This is a genomic window from Qipengyuania sp. GPGPB31 (assembly GCF_038396345.1).
Taxonomy (GTDB): domain Bacteria; phylum Pseudomonadota; class Alphaproteobacteria; order Sphingomonadales; family Sphingomonadaceae; genus Qipengyuania; species Qipengyuania citrea.
Genome location: NZ_CP149572.1, coordinates 2399188 through 2420531, shown reverse-complemented (window position 1 = coordinate 2420531; position 21344 = coordinate 2399188). Strand labels below are relative to the sequence as shown.

The following is a 21344-nucleotide window of genomic DNA, read 5'->3' as shown; positions in this document are numbered from 1 at the left end:
TTTGCAAATTTAATTTCATTTGAAACTAAGGTGCTCGTGAATGCCTGCGTCATTCCCTGTGGCGACATAATCGCAACAGATCAGGGAGATGACAATGCAATCGACAATCCGGACAATTACGGCGCTCTTGGCAGGAACCGCCCTGGCAGGCTTTTCTTCGCCGCTTCTCGCCCAATCCGCAGGGCCGCCCCAGAGTGAAGTCGATGAAGTGCAGGACGATCATTCGGATGTCGCCAGCGGGGACAACGCGATCGTCGTTACAGGAACGCGGATCCGGGGCGCGCGGATCATTGGCGATACAATTTCGCTCGACCGCGAGGCGATCGTCGAAGCGGGCCAGATCGATCTGGGCGAAGCGATCCGGACACTTCCGCAGAACTTTTCCGGCGGGCAAAATCCAGGTATTGGATCAGGCGCAGGGTTCGCCAACAGCAACGTAAATTCGGCCTCAAGCGCAAATCTGCGCGGTCTCGGACCAGATGCGACGCTGACACTCCTCAACGGCCACCGGCTACCCTATGATTCCGCTTTTGCAGGGGTCGACATTTCATCCATCCCGCTCGCGGCGGTCGACCGGATTGAAATCGTTCCGGACGGAGCCTCGGCCCTCTACGGTTCAGATGCGGTCGCGGGCGTGGTCAATGTAATCCTTCGCCGCGATTTTGAAGGCATCACGACATCCGCGCAGATCGGCGCAAGCACGGATGGCGGCAATTTCCGCCAGCAGGCCGATATAGTGGCGGGCACGCGCTGGAGCGGGGGCGGGTTCTTCGTCGCTTACGATTTTGCAAACAATTCGGCGATCGAGGCTGGCCAGCGCTCCTATGCCAGCTCGCTTGATCCGGAGACCACGCTCTTCCCCTCGCAGCAACGCCATGCCGTTACGCTTTCGGCACATCACGAACTCGCGCCCGGCCTCGAGGCCAGTATCGACGCGCTTTATTCAAGCCGAAGCTCAACGCTCGTGGCCGCATCATCGGCATTTCGATCGGAAGCCGATCCGGAGGTGGAATCCTATACGCTCGCCCCGTCACTGAAATTCGACGTCGCAGGAGACTGGCAGGCAACAGTGCTGGGAGTGTTCGGCCGCGACCGGACGCACTACCGGACCGCCTTCGCGCTGCAGGACGGGTCGTCGAGCGTGACCGAGGGGTGTTTTTGCAATGAGGTTTTCTCACTCGAAGCGGGTCTGGAGGGTCCGCTGTTCACGCTTCCCGGAGGCGAGGCGCGTCTGGCTGTCGGCGCGGGTCTGCGAAACAACACGCTCGATTTCAGCCGCAGCGAAGCGGGAAATTTACTGATCGCTTTCGACAAGACGCAGCGCGCGCGTTTCGCCTATGGCGAACTCTTCCTGCCGGTCGTTTCGCCGCGTAATGCAATCGATGGAGTCGCCGAGCTGACCCTTTCGGCGGCGGCGCGTCACGAAGATTATCCAGGCCTCGATCAACAGACGACGCCGCGCTTTGGTTTGAGCTACGCACCGGTCGAAGGGCTGGCGTTGCGCGGCAGCTGGGCGCGCTCGTTCAAGGCTCCGACCCTCTTTCAGCGTTTCATACCCTATCAGACCATTCTGCTGCCAGCGGCCGTATTCGGCGCCGGAGCGGGGTCCGACACGGTGTTTTTCACAAGCGGCGGCAATCCGGACGTGACATCAGAACGCGCGCGCAGCTGGACCGCCGGTGTGGAGCTGCAGCCGGTCGCCATTCCCGAACTGACGATTTCGGCCACTTGGTACGACATTCGCTATCAAGACCGGGTGGTGCGACCGATTGCGGGCTCGATTGCGGCTGCTTTCCGCGACCCGGGGTTTGCAAACCTGATCGATTTCTCTCCCGATCCGACAACTTTATCCGAGCTCATTGCTGGATCGCTATTCGGTCTCGAAAACTTCTCGGGCTCCCCCTACGATCCCGCCAATGTTGCCGCCTTTGTCGACAACCGGAACAGAAACGTTGCGGTTTGGGCCATCGAAGGCGTGGATGCGAGGATCGCCTGGAACCAGAACCTGGGCGACGAACAGTCACTTTCCTTCGATCTCTCGGGCAGCTTCCTCGATAGCCAGCAACAGGTCACGCCCGATCTGCCCGAGGTTCAGCTAGCCGGAATGGTTTTCAATCCACCACGCTACCGTGCGCGGGGCACGGCGCGCTATCAGTCTGGCGGGTTCGCGGCCAATATCGCCGCCAACTATATCGGCGCGCTGCGCGACCGCCGCTTCGAGGAAGAGCGCCGCCTTTCGCCCAGCGCCACGGTCGATCTCGGCCTGAGCTATAAAATTGTTCGCGGAGAGGGCCGCGAACCAGGCCTCGAAATCTCGCTCACGATCCAGAACCTGTTCGACGACGAACCCGAAACGCTCGGCCAGACCGGGCCGACGGACACACCCTATGATTCAACCAATTATTCGCCGAGCGGGCGGTTCGTCACCTTCGGCATCCGGAGGCACTGGTGACAATCATACTGCTTGTCGCCGCTCTTTCGCAGACGATCGTGCCGACGACATATATCGATCCTGGCGACCAGGACCCGTGTGCTTTGTTCGATGAAACGCCGAGCAGCGCGCAAGCGCAAAGATCGGCATTCACGCTCGACGACCAGGTCCGGATTGCGGACATTGGCAGGGCAGCTCCGACCGGCGCGCCTTCGGCGTTCGAAATCTCACCCGATGGCGAACGGATCGCTTTTGTTGTGAAGCGCGCAAACCCGCAAGCCAATGCGTATTGCCTGAGGCTCGTGGTGACCGCGATGGATGGAAGCGAGACTGAAACCGAAATCGACAGAGGCGGTGAGTTTATCCGGGATGACTTTCCGCTCCGCGATTTTCCGGCGATCATGGGTGGCTGGGACAGGCCCAATGCGCCCCGCTGGTCTCCGGATGGGACGCGCATCGGCTATCTCAAGCGCATCGATGGTTCGACGCAGGTATGGATTGCCGATCCAGCAGGCGGAAATCCAACGCATCGGGCAACGGCCATGCCCGACGATGTCGACCGCTTTGCCTGGACGGCTGACGGCAATGGCCTCATCGTGCAAACACGTCCGGGCATTCGCCAGCAGGCGGAAGCAATTGCGCAAGAGGCTCCGCGAGGCTTTCTGTTTGACGATCGCTTCTCTCCGCAATTTGCCGACCGGCCGATTCCGACTGGTGAGATTGTCCCGGAATATGCCTTCGTGGCCCTCGGCGATGGCAGCGTCCGTCCGGCGACAGCCAGCGAGGCCGAGCTTCTCGTTGCGCACCGGCCTGCCACGCTGCCTGCGCAAGCACGCGAATATGCCGCAGGGCCGGACGGATATGCAGCGTGGCTTGAGCCCAAACATCCCGACCGGCTGATAAGTCGGTCGCGCATCGCAGTGATGCGGCCCGGCGGCAGCCGGATCTCCTGCGATGCGGAGGCGTGCGAAGGTATCCGCCATCTGTGGTGGGCAGCCGAAGGCCGGACATTGCTTGCCCTTCAGGGAACGGGCTGGGCGAACAGCCAGATGGCGATCCTGCGCTGGGATATGGGGGAGGGCCAGCCCCATTCGCTGCTGACAACCGATGACGTTCTGATCGGGTGCGGCCCTTTTGCAAACGAACTGATCTGCGCGCGCGAAGGGGCTGCGAGGCCCCGGCGCATTGTCGCAATCGATATCCGAACGGGCGCCGAGCGGGTGGTCTACGATCCCAACCCAGACCTGGCGAACGCAGTTTTCGGAACCGTGCAGCGGCTCCGGTTTCGCAATGCATATGGTTCGGAAAGCTTCGCTGATCTTGTTCTGCCGCCCGATCACAGACCGGGGCAGCAACACCCATTGGTGGTCGTGCAATACACCAGCGACGGGTTCCTGCGCGGCGGGACCGGCGACGAAGTGCCGATCCACCCGCTGGCGAACCGCGGCTTTGCTGTGCTCAGTTTTGATCGCCCGACCTTCTCGGCTGCAGCGCTCACCGCAACGAGTGAGGAGGAGCTTGTCCGCGCCAACCGCGCCGACTGGATCGACCGCCGCAGAGTGCAGTCGTCGCTGGAGATCGCGCTCGAGCTCGCCATTGAGACAGGCGCGGTCGATGCCGGGAGGATGGGCATCAGCGGATTCAGCGACGGCGGATCAACAGTGCAGTGGGCACTTATCAACTCAGACTTGTTCCAAGTCGCCTCGATGGGATCATGCTGCGAAGATATGTATTCCTATCCGACGGCAGCCGGACCCCGGTTTACAGATTTCGTTCGCGCCATGGGCTACCGCCATTTCGAACCCGGTACCGAAGAATTCTGGAAACCCATGTCGCTCATCCTCAATGTCGACACGGTAGATGTGCCGATCCTCATCCAGACTGGCGACAGCGAATATGAAGGCGGCCTCGATGTGATAGAAACCTATTCTCATCGAGGGCGGGCAATCGAGCTTTACGTGCTGGAAAACGAAACGCATGTGAAATGGCAGCCCGCCCACCGGCAGGCGATCTACGAGCGATCGACCGAATGGTTCGAATTCTGGCTAATGGATCGTATCAACTGCGATCCGGCACGAGCGCAGCAATACCGGCGGTGGAGCGAGATGGAAGGCGCCCCCTCTCCCGAAGAGCTTCAATGTTTCGACGGGCGATCCTTATTGCCATGACCGGACCCAGGTTTCGGCCTCGGCCAGATCGAGAAGCCGATAAATGGTCGACCCATCGAGCGATGTGTCGAGTTCAAATGCGGCCTCAACTCTCGCGCGGTCGAGCAATCCATTCCGTGCGATCAGGCCATCGAGCAACAATTCGCGAATGGCGCTTCGATGGTGGTGGAACGCGAGGCGGATGAAGCTGTCTGGTCCTGATTTGGAGGTGCGTGCCAACAGGCTCTGCGGAAGGTCAGCGGCAAAAGCATCACGCGCGAGCGCACGGTTGCGACCGCCTTTGGCCCACAGCCATGTGGGGATGCTCAGGCACAATTCGAGCAAAGGCTGGCTCATCAGCGGTGAGAAGCGTTCAGGCCCGACGCCAAGCCCGTGAACATGGTGCTGGGCGCGCATGATCAGGGCAAGATGATCGCGTTTCCCCCCATGGCGCCCGACACCGATATCGAGCCAGGGAGTTACGGGGTCCAACGCCTCGTCCGATGCAAGATGATCGGCAAGCAGGCGCCGATCAAAAGACCATTCGCGGCGTGGGCGGCGTACCAAACGCTTTAGCGTCGCCTTGACCATAGTAGGCAAATCGCAGCCGGTAACCCGGCACATGTCCAGAAGGGTTGCGACCGCACCGCGCCCGGGTCCCTCAACACGTAATCGATCGACGACCGGCGCCGCTGAATGAAGAAAGCAGAACAGATTGTCGCCGGCATTGCCGTCGAAGACGATCTGCGCTCCGAGGTCACCTGCGGCATCGGCGAGCAGCGCATCGATGGTCGACAGAAACGATCTCCGGCTCGGACGCGGAAGACTGGCCGAGGCGCTGATTTGGGGATCGAAACGCACAGGATCATAAATCCGCTCAGCGTACTCTGCACCCAGGTGCTTAGCCAGAAGACGGGCATAGTCCCGCTCGTCGCCGCTTCTGTCTGCGGTCGCGAGCGTGACGCAGGAGAACGGCTTTTGCGCCCTCGCAAGCGCGGCGCAGACGAGGGAAGAGTCGACGCCGCCCGACACCGCCACTGTCGTGGGTCCAAGCTCGTCGGCCCATGCGCCCATGACACGGATCGCCACTTTGCGAAGGTGCGATCTCGCTTCATCATAGGAGAGCGATAGTCTGCCCGGCAGGAACTGCTGCGCCCGCCAGACTGGGAATTCTTCGGGATCGCAAGCAGCCGGATAGGTCAAGGCACCGGGCCGAAGCTCGTCGACACCGACGAGACAGGTTTGTCTCGCGCGCAATTCGGAACACATCAAAAAGCGAGCCAGAGAATCCCAAGACATACTCATCCTCTTGCCACAGACCTGCTCGAAGAGTTTCGGATCAGAGGTGAGCACCACATGGGTTGTTGTCACCAGGCGGTAGATCGGAACCAGTCCGGAAGGATCCGGCATCACGGCCAAATCGCTACGGTCCTGATCGGGAAGAATTGCGATATAGGCACCCCAGAAGTTCGCGGCGAGGTTGGCGGCGAGGCATTTCGCAGAGCGAGCACCCACCTCTGGCAACTGAGAAACGCGATGCGCGGTGTCCCGGGAGAAGAGCGTGCCGATCACACATCCGGCAGAGCCAAGGTCCGCGACATGCGTGTCTTGCGCTGTCCAGAGCCGCGGGAGATCGCCGCACAGATCCTGCAGGCTCGGCGTGATCTGCAGCCGAGCAGACGCCGCTGATTTCTGGCGCGGCAATGCGAGTGCAAAGCCCAGTATGGTCATACAACCAGTATTGGCGTGTAGCGCAGCACTTCCTCGGCAGTGTCGTTGAGCACGGCCTCGCCGTGCTGGACCCAGCAATGGGCGCCGAATGGATCGCTTCTGACGCCTATAACGATATGGGCGTGGATGCCGCGCCGGGCCAGCCGCAGAGCTAGCGCAATCGAGCGCGGCAAGCAGCGATCTGCTGCACTGCGCAGGAGCCGGGCGTGTTCAAAGGCGCGAAGCTCAATAGCCCGCTCGGTGTCACTTGTATCACTGGTCACCAGCGGACCTTTCAGGCGTTTCAGCTCCAGCAGGACTTCGCGGAAAGAACGCGCTGCAATTCGGCGCTCGATCCGGCGCTGGGTCCAGATTGCCGCTGAAACGCGGGCCAGCCGGAAGGGGCCCTCATGGATCTCGGGCGAAACAATACGCGGTCTGGTCCATTCGGGTGGGCGCGGGAAAGCGGTTGGTTGATACCAGTCTTGGCCCTTAACCTGGGCGCGAAAAGCCTCCTCGCGAGGCGCTGGCAGCTGAAAGTAGCGATCCTCGGCAATATCGAGAAAAACGAAGCTGCCGCTGCATTCGGCCCAGGCGATATCGCTGCTGCTGAACTCGGTCACGGCAGTAGGATTGCAGCGAAGGGGCGCGGTCCTGCTAGAACGCGCGCCCCCGCGAGGCTCAGTCTTCGGCGAGGCCGGTCGCATAGGACAGTCGGCCGCTGCTCACATCGATATCAAACAGGGCGTTGCCCTTGGTCTCCACCGAGGCCTTTCCGAGGTCAATGACCTCATTCTCATTATGTTCGAAATCCTTCATCACTTACTCCTCTTTCTGGATTCACGACTCATTGTGTCGCAACCCCAAGACTGAAGCTGAGCAAGGAAAACGGCCAACTTATAATGTCATTATAAATCAGCCCGCAAATTGCGGATGTGACCGGGCGATGAAAACGCCCGTTGGCAGGCGCATCGATACCTTTAGCGTGCAGCCTGGACATACGCATCGACACCCGGTCGCGAATAACAGTGGCTCGCGGGTCTTTGATAAATCGTCAAGGTTGGAAGAAAATAGTCAGCAATACTTACTTTTCGGGACTCAAAGCAGTCGGTCGTCTTCCGCCTGATGCAGTACTTTTTGCCCGGCGCCGCGCTTTGGCGAATTCGCCAATGTAGATAATGAAGGCGAGTGGGCATTCCGATTCACAATATGGCCAGCTAGTTGTCGGTAGTCTCGAAGAGATAACGATTCGCGTCATGCTCCGCCTTTCGCACCGATGTCGCGAATCGCCAGTGCCCTCGCAGGATCGGCGGTGGGACGGGTTGGTACGCGTCTGGCGAATATCTAGCCGTCCGAGACGACCTGTTCTCCAGCGTAAAAACGGTGGTCACCCGGTGGTCACCTGCCGTAAAAATCGCTAGTTAGCTTCAAGAACAGTTCTTTTAAACCGTTGAATTGACTACGAAAAATGGAGCGGGCGAGGCGATTCGAACGCCCGACCCCAACCTTGGCAAGGTTGTGCTCTACCCCTGAGCTACGCCCGCTCACTGGCGCTACCGGAACTGGGTGGTCCCGGTGGGGAGGCGGCCAACTAGCAGCGGCCTTTGAGTCTCGCAAGCCGAAAATTGCAGATTTTTTGCGACCCTTGCGAGCGTGCCGGCGCTCCTTCACATTGCCGCGCGAATGCCCACATGGGGCATACCGGAATTTTCAGATGAAAGGTGGACTTACGTGGCGAGCATGGGGCTGAGCATTGACGAACAGAAAGCGGTCGAGCGCTTCAAGACCGACGTCGTCGAACCGTCGATGTCGAAGCTCGTCATCCTCGATTTCCACGCCGAGTGGTGCGGCCCCTGCAAGGCGCTGGCACCGATGCTCGAAAAGGTCGCGGCCGAATATGCCGACAAGGGCGTGGTGCTGAAGAAGGTCGATGTCGACGCGGAAAAGTTCATCGCCGCGCAGTTCCAGGTGCAGTCGATCCCGACGGTCTATGCAATGTTCCAGGGCCAGCCGGTGGCCGATCTTACCAATGCGCGCAGCGAATCGCAGCTCAAGCAGACGCTCGACCAGATCCTCGCCCAGCTGCCGCTCGATGGCGGCGGCGACAATGGCGCGGCAGGCGGCCAACAGCAGCAGCAGCAGGACGTCTCGCAATTCGTCACCATGGCCGAACAGGTCCTGGCCGAGGGCGACGCCGAACGCGCGGCAGGTGTTTTCGGACAGGTGGTGCAGATGGCGCCCGACAATGCCGCGGCGCATGCCGGGCTGGTCCGCGCGCTCGTGCAGGCAGGCCATGTCGAACAGGCGCGGGCGGCGCTGAGCGCGGCCGAAGCCAATCCGGCGGTGGCTGCCGATCCGCAGATCGAACAGGCGAAAACCGCGCTCGAGCTGGCTGGCAACAAGGTCGATGACGGGCAACTCGCCGCGCTCAGGCAGCAGGCCGAAGGCGGCGATATGCAGGCGCGCTACGATTACGCCGAGGCGGCCTTCGCTGCGGGCGATCGCGATGCCGCAGCCGACGAACTGCTGGCGATGGTCGAAACCGACCGCGAATGGAACGAGGGCGCAGCGCGCGCCAAATTGCTGCAGATCTTCGAAGCTGTCGGTCTCGAGGATCCGTGGGTGGTAGCGACCCGGCGGCGCCTCTCGCGCCTGTTGTTCGGATAGGGCGGCCGTTGAGCCAGCGTCTTTCCATCTTCCCGCTTGCGGGGGCGATCCTCTTCCCGGGGTTGCAACTGCCCCTGCATGTGTTCGAGCCGCGCTACCGCGAGCTGATCGGCAGTGCCTTGGCCAAGGACCGGCTGATCGGGATCATCCAGCCCCAGAAGCCGAGCGATCGCGCACCGCTCTATACGGTCGGCTGCGTCGGCCGGATCGGCGATGTCGAGGCTTTGGAAGACGGACGCTACAACATCGTGCTCGACGGCAGAATCGCGGTTTCGCGTGCTCCGCGAACTCGAGGTGGCGACCGCCTTCAGGCAGGTCGAAGCCGAAATGATCGAGGATCCGTCCGGACAGACGCTGTCGACGGTCGAACGCGCCGGCTTCGAATTCGAAGCCCGGCGGTTCGCCGACATGCAGGGCTATTCGGTCGACTGGGATTCGGTCGATCAGCTCGATGACGAAACGCTGATCAACGGCGTTGCGCAGATCGCGCCCTTCGATTCTGGCTTCCAAGCAGGCGCTGCTCGAAGCGCCCGACCTGCGCAAGCGTTGCGACCTGATGATCCAGCTGATGCAGTTCTTTGCCTTGCGCGACGACGGCGACGAGATCGTCACGCTGCAATAACGCGCGGCGCGGGCCAGGCCGCCCTAGCCGAAGAAGCTGCCGCGCAGCCCATCGATGACATATTGCGCCGCCAGCGCGGCCAGCAGCACGCCGAGAACGCGCGTGATCGCGGCTTCGACCTTGTCGCCGAACAGCCGCATGATCGGCCCTGCGGCGATCAGCGCGGCCATGGTGATCAGGATGACCGCGACCAACGCTCCGAGCACGATGAGGTTCTGCTCGATCCCCTGCGCCTCGTTCATCAGCAGCATGATCGCTGCGATCGCCCCGGGCCCGGCCAGCATGGGAATGGCCATGGGAAAGACCGACACGTCTTCGACCTCGGGCGTCGCGGCCACCTTCTCGGCCCGTTCCTCGCGCCGCTGGGTGCGCTTTTCGAAGACCATCTCGAAGGCGATCCAGAACAGCATCAGGCCGCCCGCGATGCGGAAGCTGTCGAGTTCGATATGCAGCGCCCCGAGCAAGTCCTCGCCGAACAGCGCGAAGACCAGCAGGATGACCAGCGCGATCCCCGATGCGCGGATCGCCATGTTGCGGCGCTGGGCCGCCGAGGCACCCTTGGTCAATCCGGCATAGATCGGCGCGCAGCCCGGCGGGTCGATGACGACGAACAGGGTGATGAATGCGGACAGGAACAGGGCGGTCATGCTACTCCTCCACCGGCGCCGCGACGCTGCCCGCCATGGCATCGACCATGCGGCCATCGCGGTGCAGCATCAGTTTCCAGTGACGCGACAGATCGGGTGCGACCACGAAGGTCAGGAACAGGCTGCTATCGCCGCTGACCTGGTCGAAATAGGTGCCGCCATCGACCGGTCGCGACTGCGTGGCCTGTTCGCGCAGCTCCGCCGCCAGACCGCGTGCCGGGCATTCGGCGACATCGGTGCCGACGAATTCCGGCGCCGCGCGAGGGGTATCTTGCGCGATGCGCTGATGCAGCGTCCAGCGGTAGTCGCCATCCGGGCGGCGTTGCCATACCGTGGTGAACTCGCCCTGCGCGCCATCCGGATGCTGCCAGGCCCCGCGGGTGACCGCCAGCGACCCGTCGCAGCTCGACCAGATGTGATGCGGCTGCCATTGCAGCGCCGCTGCGGGATCGGCGCGGCCTTGCAGCCAGTCGCGTGCTGCCACCGGCTCGGGCACGAACAGCACCGCGTCGCCGGCGGAGAAATCACGGAAGGCGGACCATTGCCCGTCTTCCTGCGCCGCGCGGGCAAGTTCCAGTTCGGCGGCCACCACCTTGGAAGGATTGGCAGCCGGCGTCAGCAGCCGCGCATAGCGATCGCGTGAACCGGGCCCGGCGGTGCAGGCGGTAAGCGCCAGCGCCAGCAGGGCGATGGCGAGCCTCACAGCGCGCCTTCGGGCAGGTCGAGCGCTTCGTTGCGATAGGCGGCGACCAGCGTGTTGCGCAGCAGCACCGCGATAGTCATCGGCCCGACCCCGCCGGGCACCGGGGTAATCGCGGCGGCAACGCCCTGCGCGCCCGCATAGTCGACATCGCCGACCAGTCGGCCCTTGTCCGTGCCGGGTTCTGCCGGCAGGCGGTTGATCCCGACATCGATCACCGTCGCTTGCGGCTTGAGCCATTCCGCCTTGACCATTTCGGCGCGGCCCACTGCGGCCACGACGATGTCGGCGCGCCTGACCACTGCGGGCAGGTCCTTGGTGCGGCTATGCGCGATGGTCACCGTGGCATTGGCGTCGAGCAGCAGCTGCGCCATCGGCTTGCCGACGATGTTCGACCGGCCGATCACCACCGCCTCGAGCCCCGAGAGATCGCCCAGCCGGTCGGTCAGCAGCATCATGCAGCCGAGCGGCGTGCAGGGGACGAAACCGCTCTGGCCGACCGCCAGTCGCCCGGCGTTGGTGACGTGGAAGCCATCGACGTCCTTGTCGGGACTGATGGCGGCGATCACCGCCTGTTCGTCGAGGTGGCCGGGCAATGGCAGCTGGACGAGGATGCCGTCGACCGCCGGATCGGCGTTGAGGCGTTCGACCAGCGCGAGCAGTTCGGCTTCGCCGGCATCCGCCGGCAGGCGATGCTCGAAGCTCTCCATGTTCGCAGCCACGGTCGCCTTGTGCTTGCTGCGCACGTAGACCTGGCTGGCCGGGTCCTCGCCCACCAGCACCACCGCGAGCCCCGCCTTGCGCCCCGCCGCCTGTTCGAACTGTGCCGCCTGCCGGCCGACGCGCTCGCGCAGCTTGGCGGCGAACGCCTTCCCGTCGATGACCTGCGCGGCCATCAGCCGTAGATCACATTGCCGAGGACGATCAGGACGATGTTGAGCAGGATGATCAGCACCAGCGGCGAGAAATCGATCGCGCCCGTATTGGGCAGCAGGTTGCGGATCGGCCCCAGCACCGGTTCGAGCAGGCGGTTGATCGCCATATAGAAGCCCGCGAGGAAATCGTTCGACCGGTTGACCACGTTGAAGGCGAACAACAGGCCGATGATGAACTGGATGATGATGAGCATCACCAGCACGTTGGTGAGCATGGAGATGATCTGGTAGATCGTGCTGAGCGCCTGCATGTGGTGGTGCGTTCCCTTGAAGCTGTCCTGTTGCGCGTCCTACAAGCGCGCCGCGCCGCGCGCCACCCCCGACCGACCGATTACCGCCCCTTGGCGACCAGCGTACCCGCGCCGCGCGCGGTGAAGAACTCGAGCAGCATCGCATGCGGGACGCGCCCGTCGAGCACCACCGCCGCCTCGCAGCCCGATTCCACTGCCTGGACGCAGGTTTCGAGCTTGGGGATCATCCCGCCCGAGATCGTCCCGTCGTCGCGCAGCCGGCGGATGTCGGCGGGCGTGAGGTCGGTCAGCAGGCCGCCCTGCTTGTCGAGCACGCCCGCGACATCGGTCAGCAGCAGCAGCCGCGCCGCGCCCAGCGCCGCCGCCAGCGCGCCCGCCATGGTGTCGGCGTTGATGTTGTAGGTATGCCCGTCCTCGCCCACGCCGATCGGCGCGACCACGGGGATCATGCCCGCGCCGGTCGCGGTTTCGATGATCGTGGTGTCGACCTTCGAGGGTTCGCCGACGAAGCCCAGGTCGAGCACCTTCTCGATATTGCTGTCGGGGTCCTTGTGCGTGCGCTGCAGCTTGGTCGCGGTGACGAGCCCGCCATCCTTGCCCGAGATGCCGATCGCCTTGCCCCCGGCGCGGGCGATCGAGCCGACGATCGCCTTGTTGATCGCGCCCGACAGCACCATTTCGGCGACCTCGGCGGTCTGCTTGTCGGTCACGCGCAGGCCGTCGACGAAGGTGGTCTCGACGCCGAGCTTCTCCAGCATCGCGCCGATCTGCGGACCGCCGCCATGGACCACCACCGGGTTGATCCCCACTGCGCGCAGCAGCACCACGTCTTCGGCGAATTCGCGCGCCGCGCGCTCGTCGCCCATGGCATTGCCGCCGTACTTCACGACGAAGCTGCGCCCGGCATAGCGCTGGAAGTAGGGCAGCGCCTCGATCAGCGTTTCGGCCTTGGCGTGGATATCGGGTCTGGTGGTCATCGGCGGCGAAATAGCGATGCTGCGCGCCCGAGGCAAAGGTTTGTGCGTCCGCGCCCGCAGCACCGCCTGCATGAACGCCGGCTAAACCTGCGATAAACCGCCGATGAACCGGCTCGTTTCGCCAATCAGTGCGCACGGATGGGCGCATTTGCGGGGGCCGGCGGCGGGGCTGCGGCGTATCCCCAGTCCCGATAACGAGAATGGGATACGCATCATGACCAAGTTCACTGCCCTTACCGCCGCCCTTATCGCCGCCACCGGCGCCACCGCCGCCAGCGCGCAGGTCACCGGTCCCGTGACCGGCCCTGTGACTGGCCCCGTCACCGGCTCCGTCACTGGCACGGGCGATACGGCTGCCGAAGCGCGCGTCGATACCGGCCCCATAACCGATCCGGTGATCGATGACACCACCACCGCCGCCGACCGCACGCTGATGACCGCCGAGGAACGCGCACAGGCGGTCGAAGACCGGCTCGACGACCCTGTCGCGGTCGATGGCGACCTTGAGACCGATACCGATGCCGAACTGGACGCGCCGGGCGCGGATGCAGAGGTCGAAGCCGACACCGACACCGAGCTCGACACCGAGCTCGACACGCAGCCCGACCTGTAAACCACAGGCCGACCGGCCGCGCGGGGCATCCCTCCCTGCCCCGCGCGGCCGCCCCGGGGGCGGCAGGCGATCCTGCCGCCCCCTTGCGTTTCCGCACCGCGGCCCGGCACGCCCTGGCGTGTTGGACTCTTGTAGGATTCCCCCTCGGCCAGTCTGATGACATGGACCGCATGGACCACGGTCCAAACGCAAAAACCGCGCGTAGCCGTAGATGGTCCCGTTCGGGCTGGTTGGAGCGAAGGAGAGGGGCGACAGGCATGGCCCCGCGATAGCCGCTGCGCCCCCGCGTAGGAAAGCGCGCGCAGCAGGCGGCCATGCGGCTGCGCTTCCCTTTCGCCGCGTGCGGGCTAGGGTCGCGCAATGACCCGTACACAGATCCTGTCCGCCCTGATTGCCGCCGCCCCGCTCGCGGGATGCGCCATGCCCGCACCGCAAAGCGCATCGCCATCCGCCGCCACCCCGCAAGAGGCGTTCTGGCAGGCGCTGTCGAGCCATTGCGGCAAGGCCTATGCGGGCGGCCTCGCCAGCACGGACGCGCGCGATGCGGACTGGGCGGGCAAGCGCATGGTGGCGCATTGGGCCGCATGCGACGAAGCCCGCGTGGCGATCGCCTTCCATGTCGCAGACCCGGAGGCCCCCGCCGGTTGGAACCGCAGCCGGACCTGGATCGTGACGCGCAGCGGCGAAGGGGCCGCGACGCGCTTCACGCTCAAGCACGACCACCGCCATGACGATGGCGAGGCCGATGCCGTGACCTTCTATGGCGGCACCAGTACCGACGCGGGCAACGCGGGGGCGCAGGACTTCCCGGTCGACGGCGAAAGCGTGGCGCTGTTCACGCGCGAGGGGCTGGACGCCTCGCTGACCAATGTCTGGCGGGTGGAGGTCGATCCGGCAGCGCAGGCAGATGCGCGCTTCGTCTACCAGCTCACGCGGCGCAATGATCCGACGCGGCTGTTCCGCGTGGAATTCGACGCGAGCACGCCGATCGCCGCGCCGCCCGCCGCCTGGGGCTGGTAGCGCGCAGACCCCTTCGCCCCGCGCAGCGATGCCCCGCCCCGCTCCGGCGGGCGGGCGGGACCGCCGCCCGTTATTCGGCCGGGACTTCCGCGTCCTCTTCGGGGACATTGGTCATCGGCGTGTCGGGCGTGTCGACCTCGACCGCATCGGGCTGCTGCTCGGCCACGATCAGCTCGCCGCCGCCCTCGTCGGTGGCATCGACTTCATAGGCGGTGTCTTCGGACTCGGCGCAGGCGGCAAGCGCCAGCGCGGCGGCCAGCGGAAGGGCGAAATTTGCAAGACGGGTGGTCATCGGCAGGTCTCCTGTAAGCGGAAGGTTGCTCGGCCGCGATGCTTGCACTCCCGCCGCCGCGAAGCAAGGGCCCTGCGCGGCGGCGCATGCACGCGGCCTGCACGATTGCACCCGCGGGCCGCGGGGCTATCCTTGCGCGTCATGGGTCGGATGACGCGCTTCAAACCGAAACGGCGACGGCGCGCAGCCAGGCGCACGGTCCGGCCCGCGCGCTTCAAGCCGCGGCAGCCGACATGGCGCGAGGCATGGGTCTCGATGCGCCCGCTGCTGCTGCTGATCGCGCTGGCGACGCTGGCCTATGTCTTCGCGCTGCCCGGCGTCCTTCCCGCCCCCGGCTGGCTGTCGAGCAAGCCGCAGGTGATCGAGGGGCGCTTCACCCGCTGTGGGCGCGGCCGCGGTTATTACTGCGTGGTGGATGGCGACACGTTCAAGCTGGGCGAGCGCAGCGTGCGCGTGGTCGGGATCGACACGGCGGAGAAGGATGCCGGATGCCCGGCGGAGGCGGTGCAGGCAGAGGCCTCGACCCGCGCGCTGCAAGGCTGGCTCAACCGCGGCCCGTTCCGCATGACGCACCGGCTGGACGAACCCACCGACCGCTACGGCCGCAGTTTGCGCACCGTCTACCGCCTGCGCCCCGACGGCAGCGAGGACCGGCTGGCGGATTTCATGCGCCGCGAGGGTGGTGCGCGGGGTTATTGGGGTGGGGGTAGAGGGGAGTGGTGTTGAGCGTCAGATGACTTGAAAACACGGCGTGAGCCCCTCAGCTCACCGCAATCGATCTCACTGCGCGATGACAGCCTATGCGGTGAAATTCTGGAGAGCTGGAATTTTCCCGTCAGCTTTCTCAGCCGGAGAAGCGTTTAAGTGTCCTGGTTTACCGGAATAATTTTGATAACGGTATGCAGGTGAAGGCGTCTCATTTCCTATGACCAACACCACTCGCCTCTGCGAGTCAGTCATTTTTACTGGATTAGACATGGTCAGTCTCCCGCGGGTTCAAAGCTGCATCGTAATGATGCTTCCTTGCAATCCATTTAAAGCCTTCGTGCTTCGTCACGGTCGCTATATCGGTGGCGCCCCCTACAATATCAGCATTTGGTAGGAAAGCGAAATATCGCTTCGTGAGATCAACTAGGAATTCAGCAAGGTTGATTGCATCCTGAATGGGCATAGCTGGATGAACCAGAGGTGTAGCGAGCCGAGCCTGTAGCTGTTCGAGAATTCCAGGAACAGCATCTGGCGGCATGCCCAATTCGCTTAGCGCATCACCCAACGCCGGATCGAAGCCCAACAAGAGCCTATTTATGGCTTGGGGCTGTCCTCCAAAGGACACGTGACCGTCCTGATCTTGATTGGCGATCAGTTCGAGCGGCAGCCACTCCCCACTCTGTAAGGAAACCTTCCAGATTTCTGCATTATCACAGTTCGAGCCATACCCGCCGACCCAAAACTCGAAACCATGATTGCCAACCGGCGGGTCAATTGCTTCATATCTCCCTTGAAAAAACGCAAGCGCCTTCTCGGCAACCTCACCAATTGTGTAGTCGTCGGGATCGATAAGAAGCGGGTCGCCATTCGTGCACAGCTTGCGGCGCAGGTCTTTCGCAAGGTTGCTGATGGAGGCAGGACCCAAATGCCCCATCCCACAGGTCATCGCGACTATTGGCTTTCCCTTATAAAGGTTAAAAACCTTATTCCCGTGCGCCCAAACATTGAGCACCACTGGCTCGCCATCCTGTGACGCCCCATCAAAGACGATGCGCTATCCGCAGCGAATATTAAGCAATCATGTACTTTGACAGATACACAAACGGTCATCGTTTACCTCTTCGGCAAACGTGAATCAGAGTGTACGACCCCTGTCAACTATTCGGCGGCTTGCACTCCTTCCTCATCACCGAACAGTCCCGGGCCGTCGTCCTGCGCGGCGCCTTCCTCGTTCGCGGCCTTGGCCTTGTTGCGGCTGTCGAAGCTCGACCAGACGGTGTTCCAGTCGCCGGTGGTGGCGCCCTTGGAATATTCGGTGGCGCGCTGTTCGAAGAAGTTGGCGTGCTCCACGCCGTTGAGCAGCGGGGCGAGCCAGGGCAGCGGGTGATCGTCGATCATGTAGATCGGCTGGAGGCCCAGCTGGCCCAGCCGCCAGTCGGCGATATAGCGGATGTACTTCTTGATTTCCTTGGGCGTCATGCCCGCGACCGGGCCCATTTCGAAGGCGAGGTCGATGAAATTGTCTTCCAGCCGCACCGACTTCTGGCAGATGTCGATGATGTCTTCCTTGACCGCCTTGGTCAGGCAATCACGCTCGCGCACGAATTCGTGGAACATGCGGATGATGCCTTCGCAGTGCAGCGATTCGTCGCGCACCGACCAGCTGACGATCTGGCCCATGCCCTTCATCTTGTTGAAGCGCGGGAAGTTCATCAGCATGGCGAAGCTGGCGAACAGCTGCATGCCCTCGGTGAAGCCGCCGAACATCGCCAGCGTGCGCGCGATATCCTCGTCATTGTCGACGCCGAACTGCTGCATGTAATTGTGCTTGTCGGCCATTTCCTCATATTCGAGGAAGGCGGAATATTCGCTTTCGGGCATGCCGATCGTGTCGAGCAGGTGCGAATAGGCGGCGATGTGCACCGTCTCCATGTTGGAGAAGGCGGTCAGCATCATCTTGACCTCAGTCGGCTTGAACACGCGCGCGTATTTGTCGTGGTAGCAATCCTGCACCTCGACATCGGCCTGGGTGAAGAAGCGGAAGATCTGCGTGAGCAAATTGCGCTCGTGCTCGGACAGCTTCTGCGCCCAGTCGCGGCAGTCCTCGCCGAGCGGCACTTCCTCGGGCATCCAGTGGATCTGCTGCTGGCGTTTCCAGAAGTCGTAGGCCCAGGGGTACTCGAAGGGCTTGTAGGTCTTGCGGGCTTCGAGCAACGACATCTGGTGGTTCTCCGGTTTTCAGCGTGAACGTCCCATATAGTGAATCAGACCCGGGATTCGAAGGCAAGCGGGAATGATTCGGCGGGGATAAAACGGTTTCTGCGGGGTTTGTGCGGCCCGCCGCGTCGCGCTTGCGGCGAATGGCGGAACGCCGGGGCCTGGCCCGCCGTTGGTTGGGTGAAGGAGACACACCATGGGTGAATACGCCCCCGACGACCAACGCGACGTCCACAGCAATGCCACTGCCGAATGGCGCGAGGCCGAAGCGCCGCAGGACGGCTCGGCCAAGCCCGCGGCCAAGCCGCAAGCGGATGCCGAGCAGGGCGAAGCGCGGATGGGCTATGGCAATGCGCGCGATGCCGATGGCGCGATGGAACAGGACACGGCGCGCAGCGACAGCGCGGACGCGTCCGATACCGCCACCGCCGCGGATGGCGATGATGCGCGGCCCGACATGCGCGCGCGCGCCGATGCGGCCCGGCCGCTGGGCGGCGCCTGACCGCAGGCACATACATTCGGGGATTTGCGACATCGTTCGGTTTCCCCTTTTGCGGGCGATGTCCGCAAGCCCCAGGCGCCCCGCCTCTCCCCCAGAGGCGGGGCGCCATTGTTTGTGTGGGCCAGCATTTCCAAGCCTCGCGGCTCTGCCGTGCATGAGCTTCGACGAAGCGTGGACCGATCGCTCAGGCCGCCCGTTGGTATGGTGTAAGCAAACGAAAACAAAGGGAAATTTATGTTCGAGAAGATTCGCATCAAGGAACACATGGAAGTCGCCGATTGCAAGGGACAGCATGTCGGGACCGTCGATGAAGTCGAAGGCGACGCGATCAAGTTGACCAAGTCGGACAGCGCCGATTCGATGCACCACTTCCTCGCGCTTGGCGACGTCGAGAAGATCGACGACAACCGCATCTACCTCAAGGAAACCGCACGGATCCCCGAAGGCCTGGGCAACAAGGCAGTCGCCTGACCCGCCCGCCTCCGACGACTCTTGCAAGGGTCGCAGAAAACCCCGCCCCGGATGTCCGGCGGCGGGGTTTCTCTTGTCCTGTGTGCAGGTGAAGCCGCAGGGGGCGATCCCCGCGGCTTGCCGGCATCACGGGCCTACTGGCAGGCGAGGCATTCCTCGTAATCGGTCTGCTCGGCGCCCGCGGCCAGTTCGAACTTCGCGGCATCGGCGGTGTTGTCCGCCTCTACGCCGCCCGCGAAACCGGCGCGTTGCACGCTCTTCGAGCGGAGGTAGTAGAGCGACTTGATGCCCTTTTCCCACGCCTGGAAGTGCAGCATCATCAGGTCCCACTTGTCGACATCGGCCGGGATGAACAGGTTCAGCGACTGCGCCTGGTCGATAAAGGGGGCCCGGTCGCCGGCGAATTCGAGCAGCCAGCGCTGGTCGATTTCGAAGCTGGTCTTGAAGGTCGCCTTTTCTTCGGTCGTCAGGAAGTCGAGGTGCTGGACGCTGCCGCCCCGCTCGAGGATCGAATTCCAGACATTGGTCGAGTTCTTGCTCTTCTTGTCGAGAATCTTCTCGAGATAGGGGTTCTTGACGATGAACGAGCCCGACAGCGTCTTGTGCGTGTAGATATTGGCCGGGATCGGTTCGATGCAGGCGCTGGTCCCGCCGCAGATGATGCTGATCGACGCGGTCGGCGCGATCGCCATCTTGCAGCTGAAGCGTTCCATCGCGCCGGTTTCGGCAGCGTCGGGGCACGGCCCGCGTTCCTGCGCCAGCACCAGCGAGGCTTCTTCCGCCTTGGCGCTGATATGCTTGAACATCTTGAGGTTCCACACCTTGGCCATCGGGCTTTCGAAGCCGATGCTCTTGGCCTGGAGGAAGGAGTGGAAGCCCATCACGCCGAGGCCAACGCTGCGTTCGCGCATGGCCGAATATTTCGCGCGCGCCATCTGGTCGGGCGCCCGGTCGATATAGTCCTGCAGGACGTTGTCGAGGAAGCGCATGATGTCCTCGATGAACTGCTTGTCGCCGTTCCATTCGTCCCATTTCTCGAGATTGAGCGAGGACAGGCAGCACACTGCAGTGCGATCGTTGCCGAGATGGTCGATGCCGGTGGGCAGTGTGATTTCGGCGCACAGGTTCGAGGTCGAGACCTTGAGCCCCAGTTCGCGGTGATGCTTGGGCATCATGCGGTTCACCGTGTCGGAGAACACGATGTAGGGTTCGCCCGTGGCGAGCCGGGTTTCGACCAGCTTCTGGAACAGGCTGCGCGCGTCAATGGTCTTGCGCACCGATCCGTCACGCGGGGACACGAGGTCGAATTCCTCGCCCGCGCGCACCGCTTCCATGAAGGCATCGGTGACCAGCACGCCGTGGTGCAGGTTCAGCGCCTTGCGGTTGAAATCGCCGCTCGGCTTGCGGATCTCGAGGAACTCCTCGATCTCGGGGTGCGAAACGTCGATGTAGCAGGCCGCCGAACCGCGGCGCAGCGAACCTTGCGAAATGGCGAGCGTGAGCGAATCCATCACCCGCACGAAGGGGATGATGCCGCTGGTCTTGCCATTGAGGCCGACCGGTTCGCCGATCCCGCGGACATTGCCCCAATAGGTGCCGATGCCGCCGCCCTTCGAGGCGAGCCAGACGTTCTCGTTCCAGGTGTTGACGATGCCGTCGAGGCTGTCCGACACGCTGTTGAGATAGCAGGAAATCGGCAGGCCGCGCGTGGTGCCGCCGTTCGACAACACGGGCGTGGCGGGCATGAACCACAGGTTCGAGATATAATCGTAAAGCCGCTGCGCATGTTCGGCATCGTCGGCGAAGTAATCGGCCACACGCGCGAACAGGTCCTGATAGCCTTCGCCCGGGAGCAGATAACGATCGGTCAGCGTTTCCTTGCCGAATTCGGTCAGCAGCGCATCGCGGCTCTCGTCGGTCGTCACGTCGAACCGGCGATCGAGCACCTTCTTGCTGTCATGTTCGGCCGCTTCCGAAGTCGCGCTGGCGACCGCGCCGGCCAGCGCCTGGCCAGCGGCATCCTGCACCAGATCTTCGCTGCCCTTGTCCGTCCTGTCCATGGCGACCGCTTTCTCATCCGTGGTGGGTTCGGTGGCGGTGTCGTCCTGTGTTTCGATATCCAGTGTCATCGCCGTGTCGTCCCCGCTTTTGAAATCCATCGTCAGCCCCGCCATTGTGGTGCGCCACCGGCCTGCCGATGCAGCCCGGATGTTCCGCTTGTGTTCGAGTCGGCAAGACATGCGTCCCACCTAGCAAAATTGCGTCGGTCGAGGGCGGAAACTTATCCCGTATTTCCCCACAACCCCGGCCTGGGCGGCACCCACCCGATATGGGGAGCTTTGCCGCCGAAAGCTAGGTCTTGTGGGTTAACCCCGCAGACCAACCACTAGATACTGAATCAGTGAGTCCCTGCGCGCAAGGGGGCTCGCGGCGA

The 21344-nt window shown here is 63.2% G+C and carries 20 protein-coding genes, 1 tRNA gene and 1 pseudogene; 9 read left to right on the top strand and 13 right to left on the bottom strand.

Annotated features, from left to right (window positions below; translation table 11 throughout):
* The first annotated feature begins 94 nt into the window (after positions 1–94).
* On the top strand, positions 95–2452 hold the full coding sequence (locus tag WKH79_RS12150; RefSeq protein WP_341859028.1) for a TonB-dependent receptor: 2358 nt from the start codon (positions 95–97) through the stop codon (positions 2450–2452).
* On the top strand, positions 2449–4599 hold the full coding sequence (locus tag WKH79_RS12145; protein ID WP_341859027.1) for an Atxe2 family lasso peptide isopeptidase: 2151 nt from the start codon (positions 2449–2451) through the stop codon (positions 4597–4599). The genes WKH79_RS12150 and WKH79_RS12145 overlap by 4 nt, the downstream gene beginning before the upstream one ends.
* On the opposite strand, the gene WKH79_RS12140 is transcribed toward WKH79_RS12145, so the two are convergent.
* From WKH79_RS12140 to WKH79_RS12125, 4 genes are all read right to left on the bottom strand, one after another.
* Complete coding sequence (locus WKH79_RS12140) at positions 4588–6309, bottom strand: asparagine synthase-related protein (RefSeq protein WP_341859026.1); 1722 nt, start codon at positions 6307–6309, stop codon at positions 4588–4590. The genes WKH79_RS12145 and WKH79_RS12140 overlap by 12 nt on opposite strands.
* Positions 6306–6911 carry a lasso peptide biosynthesis B2 protein gene (locus WKH79_RS12135; RefSeq protein WP_341859025.1) on the bottom strand — a complete coding sequence of 202 codons (606 nt, stop codon included), beginning with the start codon at positions 6909–6911 and terminating at the stop codon, positions 6306–6308. Before WKH79_RS12135 ends, WKH79_RS12140 begins: the two co-directional genes overlap by 4 nt.
* Before the next feature lie 58 nt (positions 6912–6969).
* A complete protein-coding gene (locus tag WKH79_RS12130; protein ID WP_156488976.1) occupies positions 6970–7107 on the bottom strand; it encodes a benenodin family lasso peptide in 138 nt (45 codons plus the stop codon).
* A gap of 650 nt (positions 7108–7757) precedes the next feature.
* A tRNA-Gly gene (locus WKH79_RS12125) sits at positions 7758–7832 on the bottom strand.
* 196 nt (positions 7833–8028) lie between these two features.
* On the opposite strand from WKH79_RS12125, the gene WKH79_RS12120 reads away from it, so the two are divergent.
* Together WKH79_RS12120 and WKH79_RS12115 are read left to right on the top strand one after the other, a co-directional pair.
* Positions 8029–8955 carry a tetratricopeptide repeat protein gene (locus WKH79_RS12120; RefSeq protein ID WP_341859024.1) on the top strand — a complete coding sequence of 309 codons (927 nt, stop codon included), beginning with the start codon at positions 8029–8031 and terminating at the stop codon, positions 8953–8955.
* Positions 8952–9577 (top strand): annotated as a pseudogene (locus WKH79_RS12115) (LON peptidase substrate-binding domain-containing protein). Before WKH79_RS12120 ends, WKH79_RS12115 begins: the two are co-directional and overlap by 4 nt.
* Before the next feature lie 23 nt (positions 9578–9600).
* Here WKH79_RS12115 and WKH79_RS12110 read toward each other — a convergent pair.
* The 5 genes from WKH79_RS12110 to argB form a co-directional block, all read right to left on the bottom strand.
* The gene (locus tag WKH79_RS12110) at positions 9601–10224 is read right to left on the bottom strand and encodes a MarC family protein (protein WP_050601698.1); all 624 of its coding nucleotides are present in this window, start codon (positions 10222–10224) and stop codon (positions 9601–9603) included.
* A 1-nt stretch (position 10225) separates the two neighbouring features.
* Positions 10226–10927: a hypothetical protein gene (locus WKH79_RS12105; protein WP_341859023.1), complete on the bottom strand. Its 702-nt coding sequence runs from the start codon at positions 10925–10927 to the stop codon at positions 10226–10228.
* Positions 10924–11820: a bifunctional methylenetetrahydrofolate dehydrogenase/methenyltetrahydrofolate cyclohydrolase FolD gene (folD, locus tag WKH79_RS12100; RefSeq protein ID WP_341859022.1), complete on the bottom strand. Its 897-nt coding sequence runs from the start codon at positions 11818–11820 to the stop codon at positions 10924–10926. Before folD ends, WKH79_RS12105 begins: the two co-directional genes overlap by 4 nt.
* Complete coding sequence (locus tag WKH79_RS12095) at positions 11820–12110, bottom strand: YggT family protein (protein ID WP_050601695.1); 291 nt, start codon at positions 12108–12110, stop codon at positions 11820–11822. The genes folD and WKH79_RS12095 overlap by 1 nt, the downstream gene beginning before the upstream one ends.
* An 80-nt stretch (positions 12111–12190) precedes the next feature.
* A complete protein-coding gene (gene argB / locus WKH79_RS12090; protein ID WP_063506338.1) occupies positions 12191–13087 on the bottom strand; it encodes an acetylglutamate kinase in 897 nt (298 codons plus the stop codon).
* 214 nt (positions 13088–13301) lie between these two features.
* On the opposite strand from argB, the gene WKH79_RS12085 reads away from it, so the two are divergent.
* Complete coding sequence (locus tag WKH79_RS12085) at positions 13302–13700, top strand: hypothetical protein (RefSeq protein ID WP_341859021.1); 399 nt, start codon at positions 13302–13304, stop codon at positions 13698–13700.
* Between the two features lie 360 nt (positions 13701–14060).
* Positions 14061–14720, top strand: a complete 660-nt coding sequence (locus tag WKH79_RS12080) for a hypothetical protein (protein WP_341859020.1) — start codon at positions 14061–14063, stop codon at positions 14718–14720.
* 70 nt (positions 14721–14790) lie between these two features.
* On the opposite strand, the gene WKH79_RS12075 is transcribed toward WKH79_RS12080, so the two are convergent.
* Positions 14791–15012 carry a hypothetical protein gene (locus WKH79_RS12075; RefSeq protein WP_160766096.1) on the bottom strand — a complete coding sequence of 74 codons (222 nt, stop codon included), beginning with the start codon at positions 15010–15012 and terminating at the stop codon, positions 14791–14793.
* Between the two features lie 141 nt (positions 15013–15153).
* On the opposite strand from WKH79_RS12075, the gene WKH79_RS12070 reads away from it, so the two are divergent.
* On the top strand, positions 15154–15738 hold the full coding sequence (locus WKH79_RS12070) for a hypothetical protein (RefSeq protein WP_341859019.1): 585 nt from the start codon (positions 15154–15156) through the stop codon (positions 15736–15738).
* A gap of 244 nt (positions 15739–15982) precedes the next feature.
* Here the strand turns inward: WKH79_RS12070 and WKH79_RS12065 are convergent, their stop codons facing one another.
* Together WKH79_RS12065 and WKH79_RS12060 are read right to left on the bottom strand one after the other, a co-directional pair.
* Positions 15983–16735 carry a hypothetical protein gene (locus WKH79_RS12065; protein WP_341859018.1) on the bottom strand — a complete coding sequence of 251 codons (753 nt, stop codon included), beginning with the start codon at positions 16733–16735 and terminating at the stop codon, positions 15983–15985.
* 143 nt (positions 16736–16878) lie between these two features.
* Complete coding sequence (locus tag WKH79_RS12060; RefSeq protein WP_341859017.1) at positions 16879–17940, bottom strand: ribonucleotide-diphosphate reductase subunit beta; 1062 nt, start codon at positions 17938–17940, stop codon at positions 16879–16881.
* Positions 17941–18133: 193 nt separating this feature from the next.
* Here WKH79_RS12060 and WKH79_RS12055 point away from each other — a divergent pair, with 193 nt between their 5' ends.
* Together WKH79_RS12055 and WKH79_RS12050 are read left to right on the top strand one after the other, a co-directional pair.
* Positions 18134–18439, top strand: a complete 306-nt coding sequence (locus WKH79_RS12055; protein ID WP_341859016.1) for a hypothetical protein — start codon at positions 18134–18136, stop codon at positions 18437–18439.
* Between the two features lie 234 nt (positions 18440–18673).
* Entirely contained in the window at positions 18674–18910 is a 237-nt protein-coding gene (locus tag WKH79_RS12050; RefSeq protein WP_050601687.1) for a DUF2171 domain-containing protein, read from the top strand.
* 134 nt (positions 18911–19044) lie between these two features.
* On the opposite strand, the gene WKH79_RS12045 is transcribed toward WKH79_RS12050, so the two are convergent.
* Positions 19045–21069: a ribonucleoside-diphosphate reductase subunit alpha gene (locus WKH79_RS12045; RefSeq protein WP_341859015.1), complete on the bottom strand. Its 2025-nt coding sequence runs from the start codon at positions 21067–21069 to the stop codon at positions 19045–19047.
* Positions 21070–21344: the final 275 nt, after the last annotated feature.

What these genes read in the sequence shown, in the direction of transcription:
- WKH79_RS12150 (WP_341859028.1), top strand. Translation starts at nt 95, where the DNA reads ATGCAATCGACAATCCGGACAATTACGGCGCTCTTGGCAGGAACCGCC.
- WKH79_RS12140 (WP_341859026.1), bottom strand. Translation starts at nt 6,309, where the DNA reads ATGACCATACTGGGCTTTGCACTCGCATTGCCGCGCCAGAAATCAGCG.
- WKH79_RS12130 (WP_156488976.1), bottom strand. Translation starts at nt 7,107, where the DNA reads ATGAAGGATTTCGAACATAATGAGAATGAGGTCATTGACCTCGGAAAG.
- WKH79_RS12120 (WP_341859024.1), top strand. Translation starts at nt 8,029, where the DNA reads ATGGGGCTGAGCATTGACGAACAGAAAGCGGTCGAGCGCTTCAAGACC.
- WKH79_RS12110 (WP_050601698.1), bottom strand. Translation starts at nt 10,224, where the DNA reads ATGACCGCCCTGTTCCTGTCCGCATTCATCACCCTGTTCGTCGTCATC.
- folD (WP_341859022.1), bottom strand. Translation starts at nt 11,820, where the DNA reads ATGGCCGCGCAGGTCATCGACGGGAAGGCGTTCGCCGCCAAGCTGCGC.
- WKH79_RS12095 (WP_050601695.1), bottom strand. Translation starts at nt 12,110, where the DNA reads ATGCAGGCGCTCAGCACGATCTACCAGATCATCTCCATGCTCACCAAC.
- argB (WP_063506338.1), bottom strand. Translation starts at nt 13,087, where the DNA reads ATGACCACCAGACCCGATATCCACGCCAAGGCCGAAACGCTGATCGAG.
- WKH79_RS12085 (WP_341859021.1), top strand. Translation starts at nt 13,302, where the DNA reads ATGACCAAGTTCACTGCCCTTACCGCCGCCCTTATCGCCGCCACCGGC.
- WKH79_RS12080 (WP_341859020.1), top strand. Translation starts at nt 14,061, where the DNA reads ATGACCCGTACACAGATCCTGTCCGCCCTGATTGCCGCCGCCCCGCTC.
- WKH79_RS12075 (WP_160766096.1), bottom strand. Translation starts at nt 15,012, where the DNA reads ATGACCACCCGTCTTGCAAATTTCGCCCTTCCGCTGGCCGCCGCGCTG.
- WKH79_RS12070 (WP_341859019.1), top strand. Translation starts at nt 15,154, where the DNA reads ATGGGTCGGATGACGCGCTTCAAACCGAAACGGCGACGGCGCGCAGCC.
- WKH79_RS12060 (WP_341859017.1), bottom strand. Translation starts at nt 17,940, where the DNA reads ATGTCGTTGCTCGAAGCCCGCAAGACCTACAAGCCCTTCGAGTACCCC.
- WKH79_RS12055 (WP_341859016.1), top strand. Translation starts at nt 18,134, where the DNA reads ATGGGTGAATACGCCCCCGACGACCAACGCGACGTCCACAGCAATGCC.
- WKH79_RS12050 (WP_050601687.1), top strand. Translation starts at nt 18,674, where the DNA reads ATGTTCGAGAAGATTCGCATCAAGGAACACATGGAAGTCGCCGATTGC.
- WKH79_RS12045 (WP_341859015.1), bottom strand. Translation starts at nt 21,069, where the DNA reads ATGGATTTCAAAAGCGGGGACGACACGGCGATGACACTGGATATCGAA.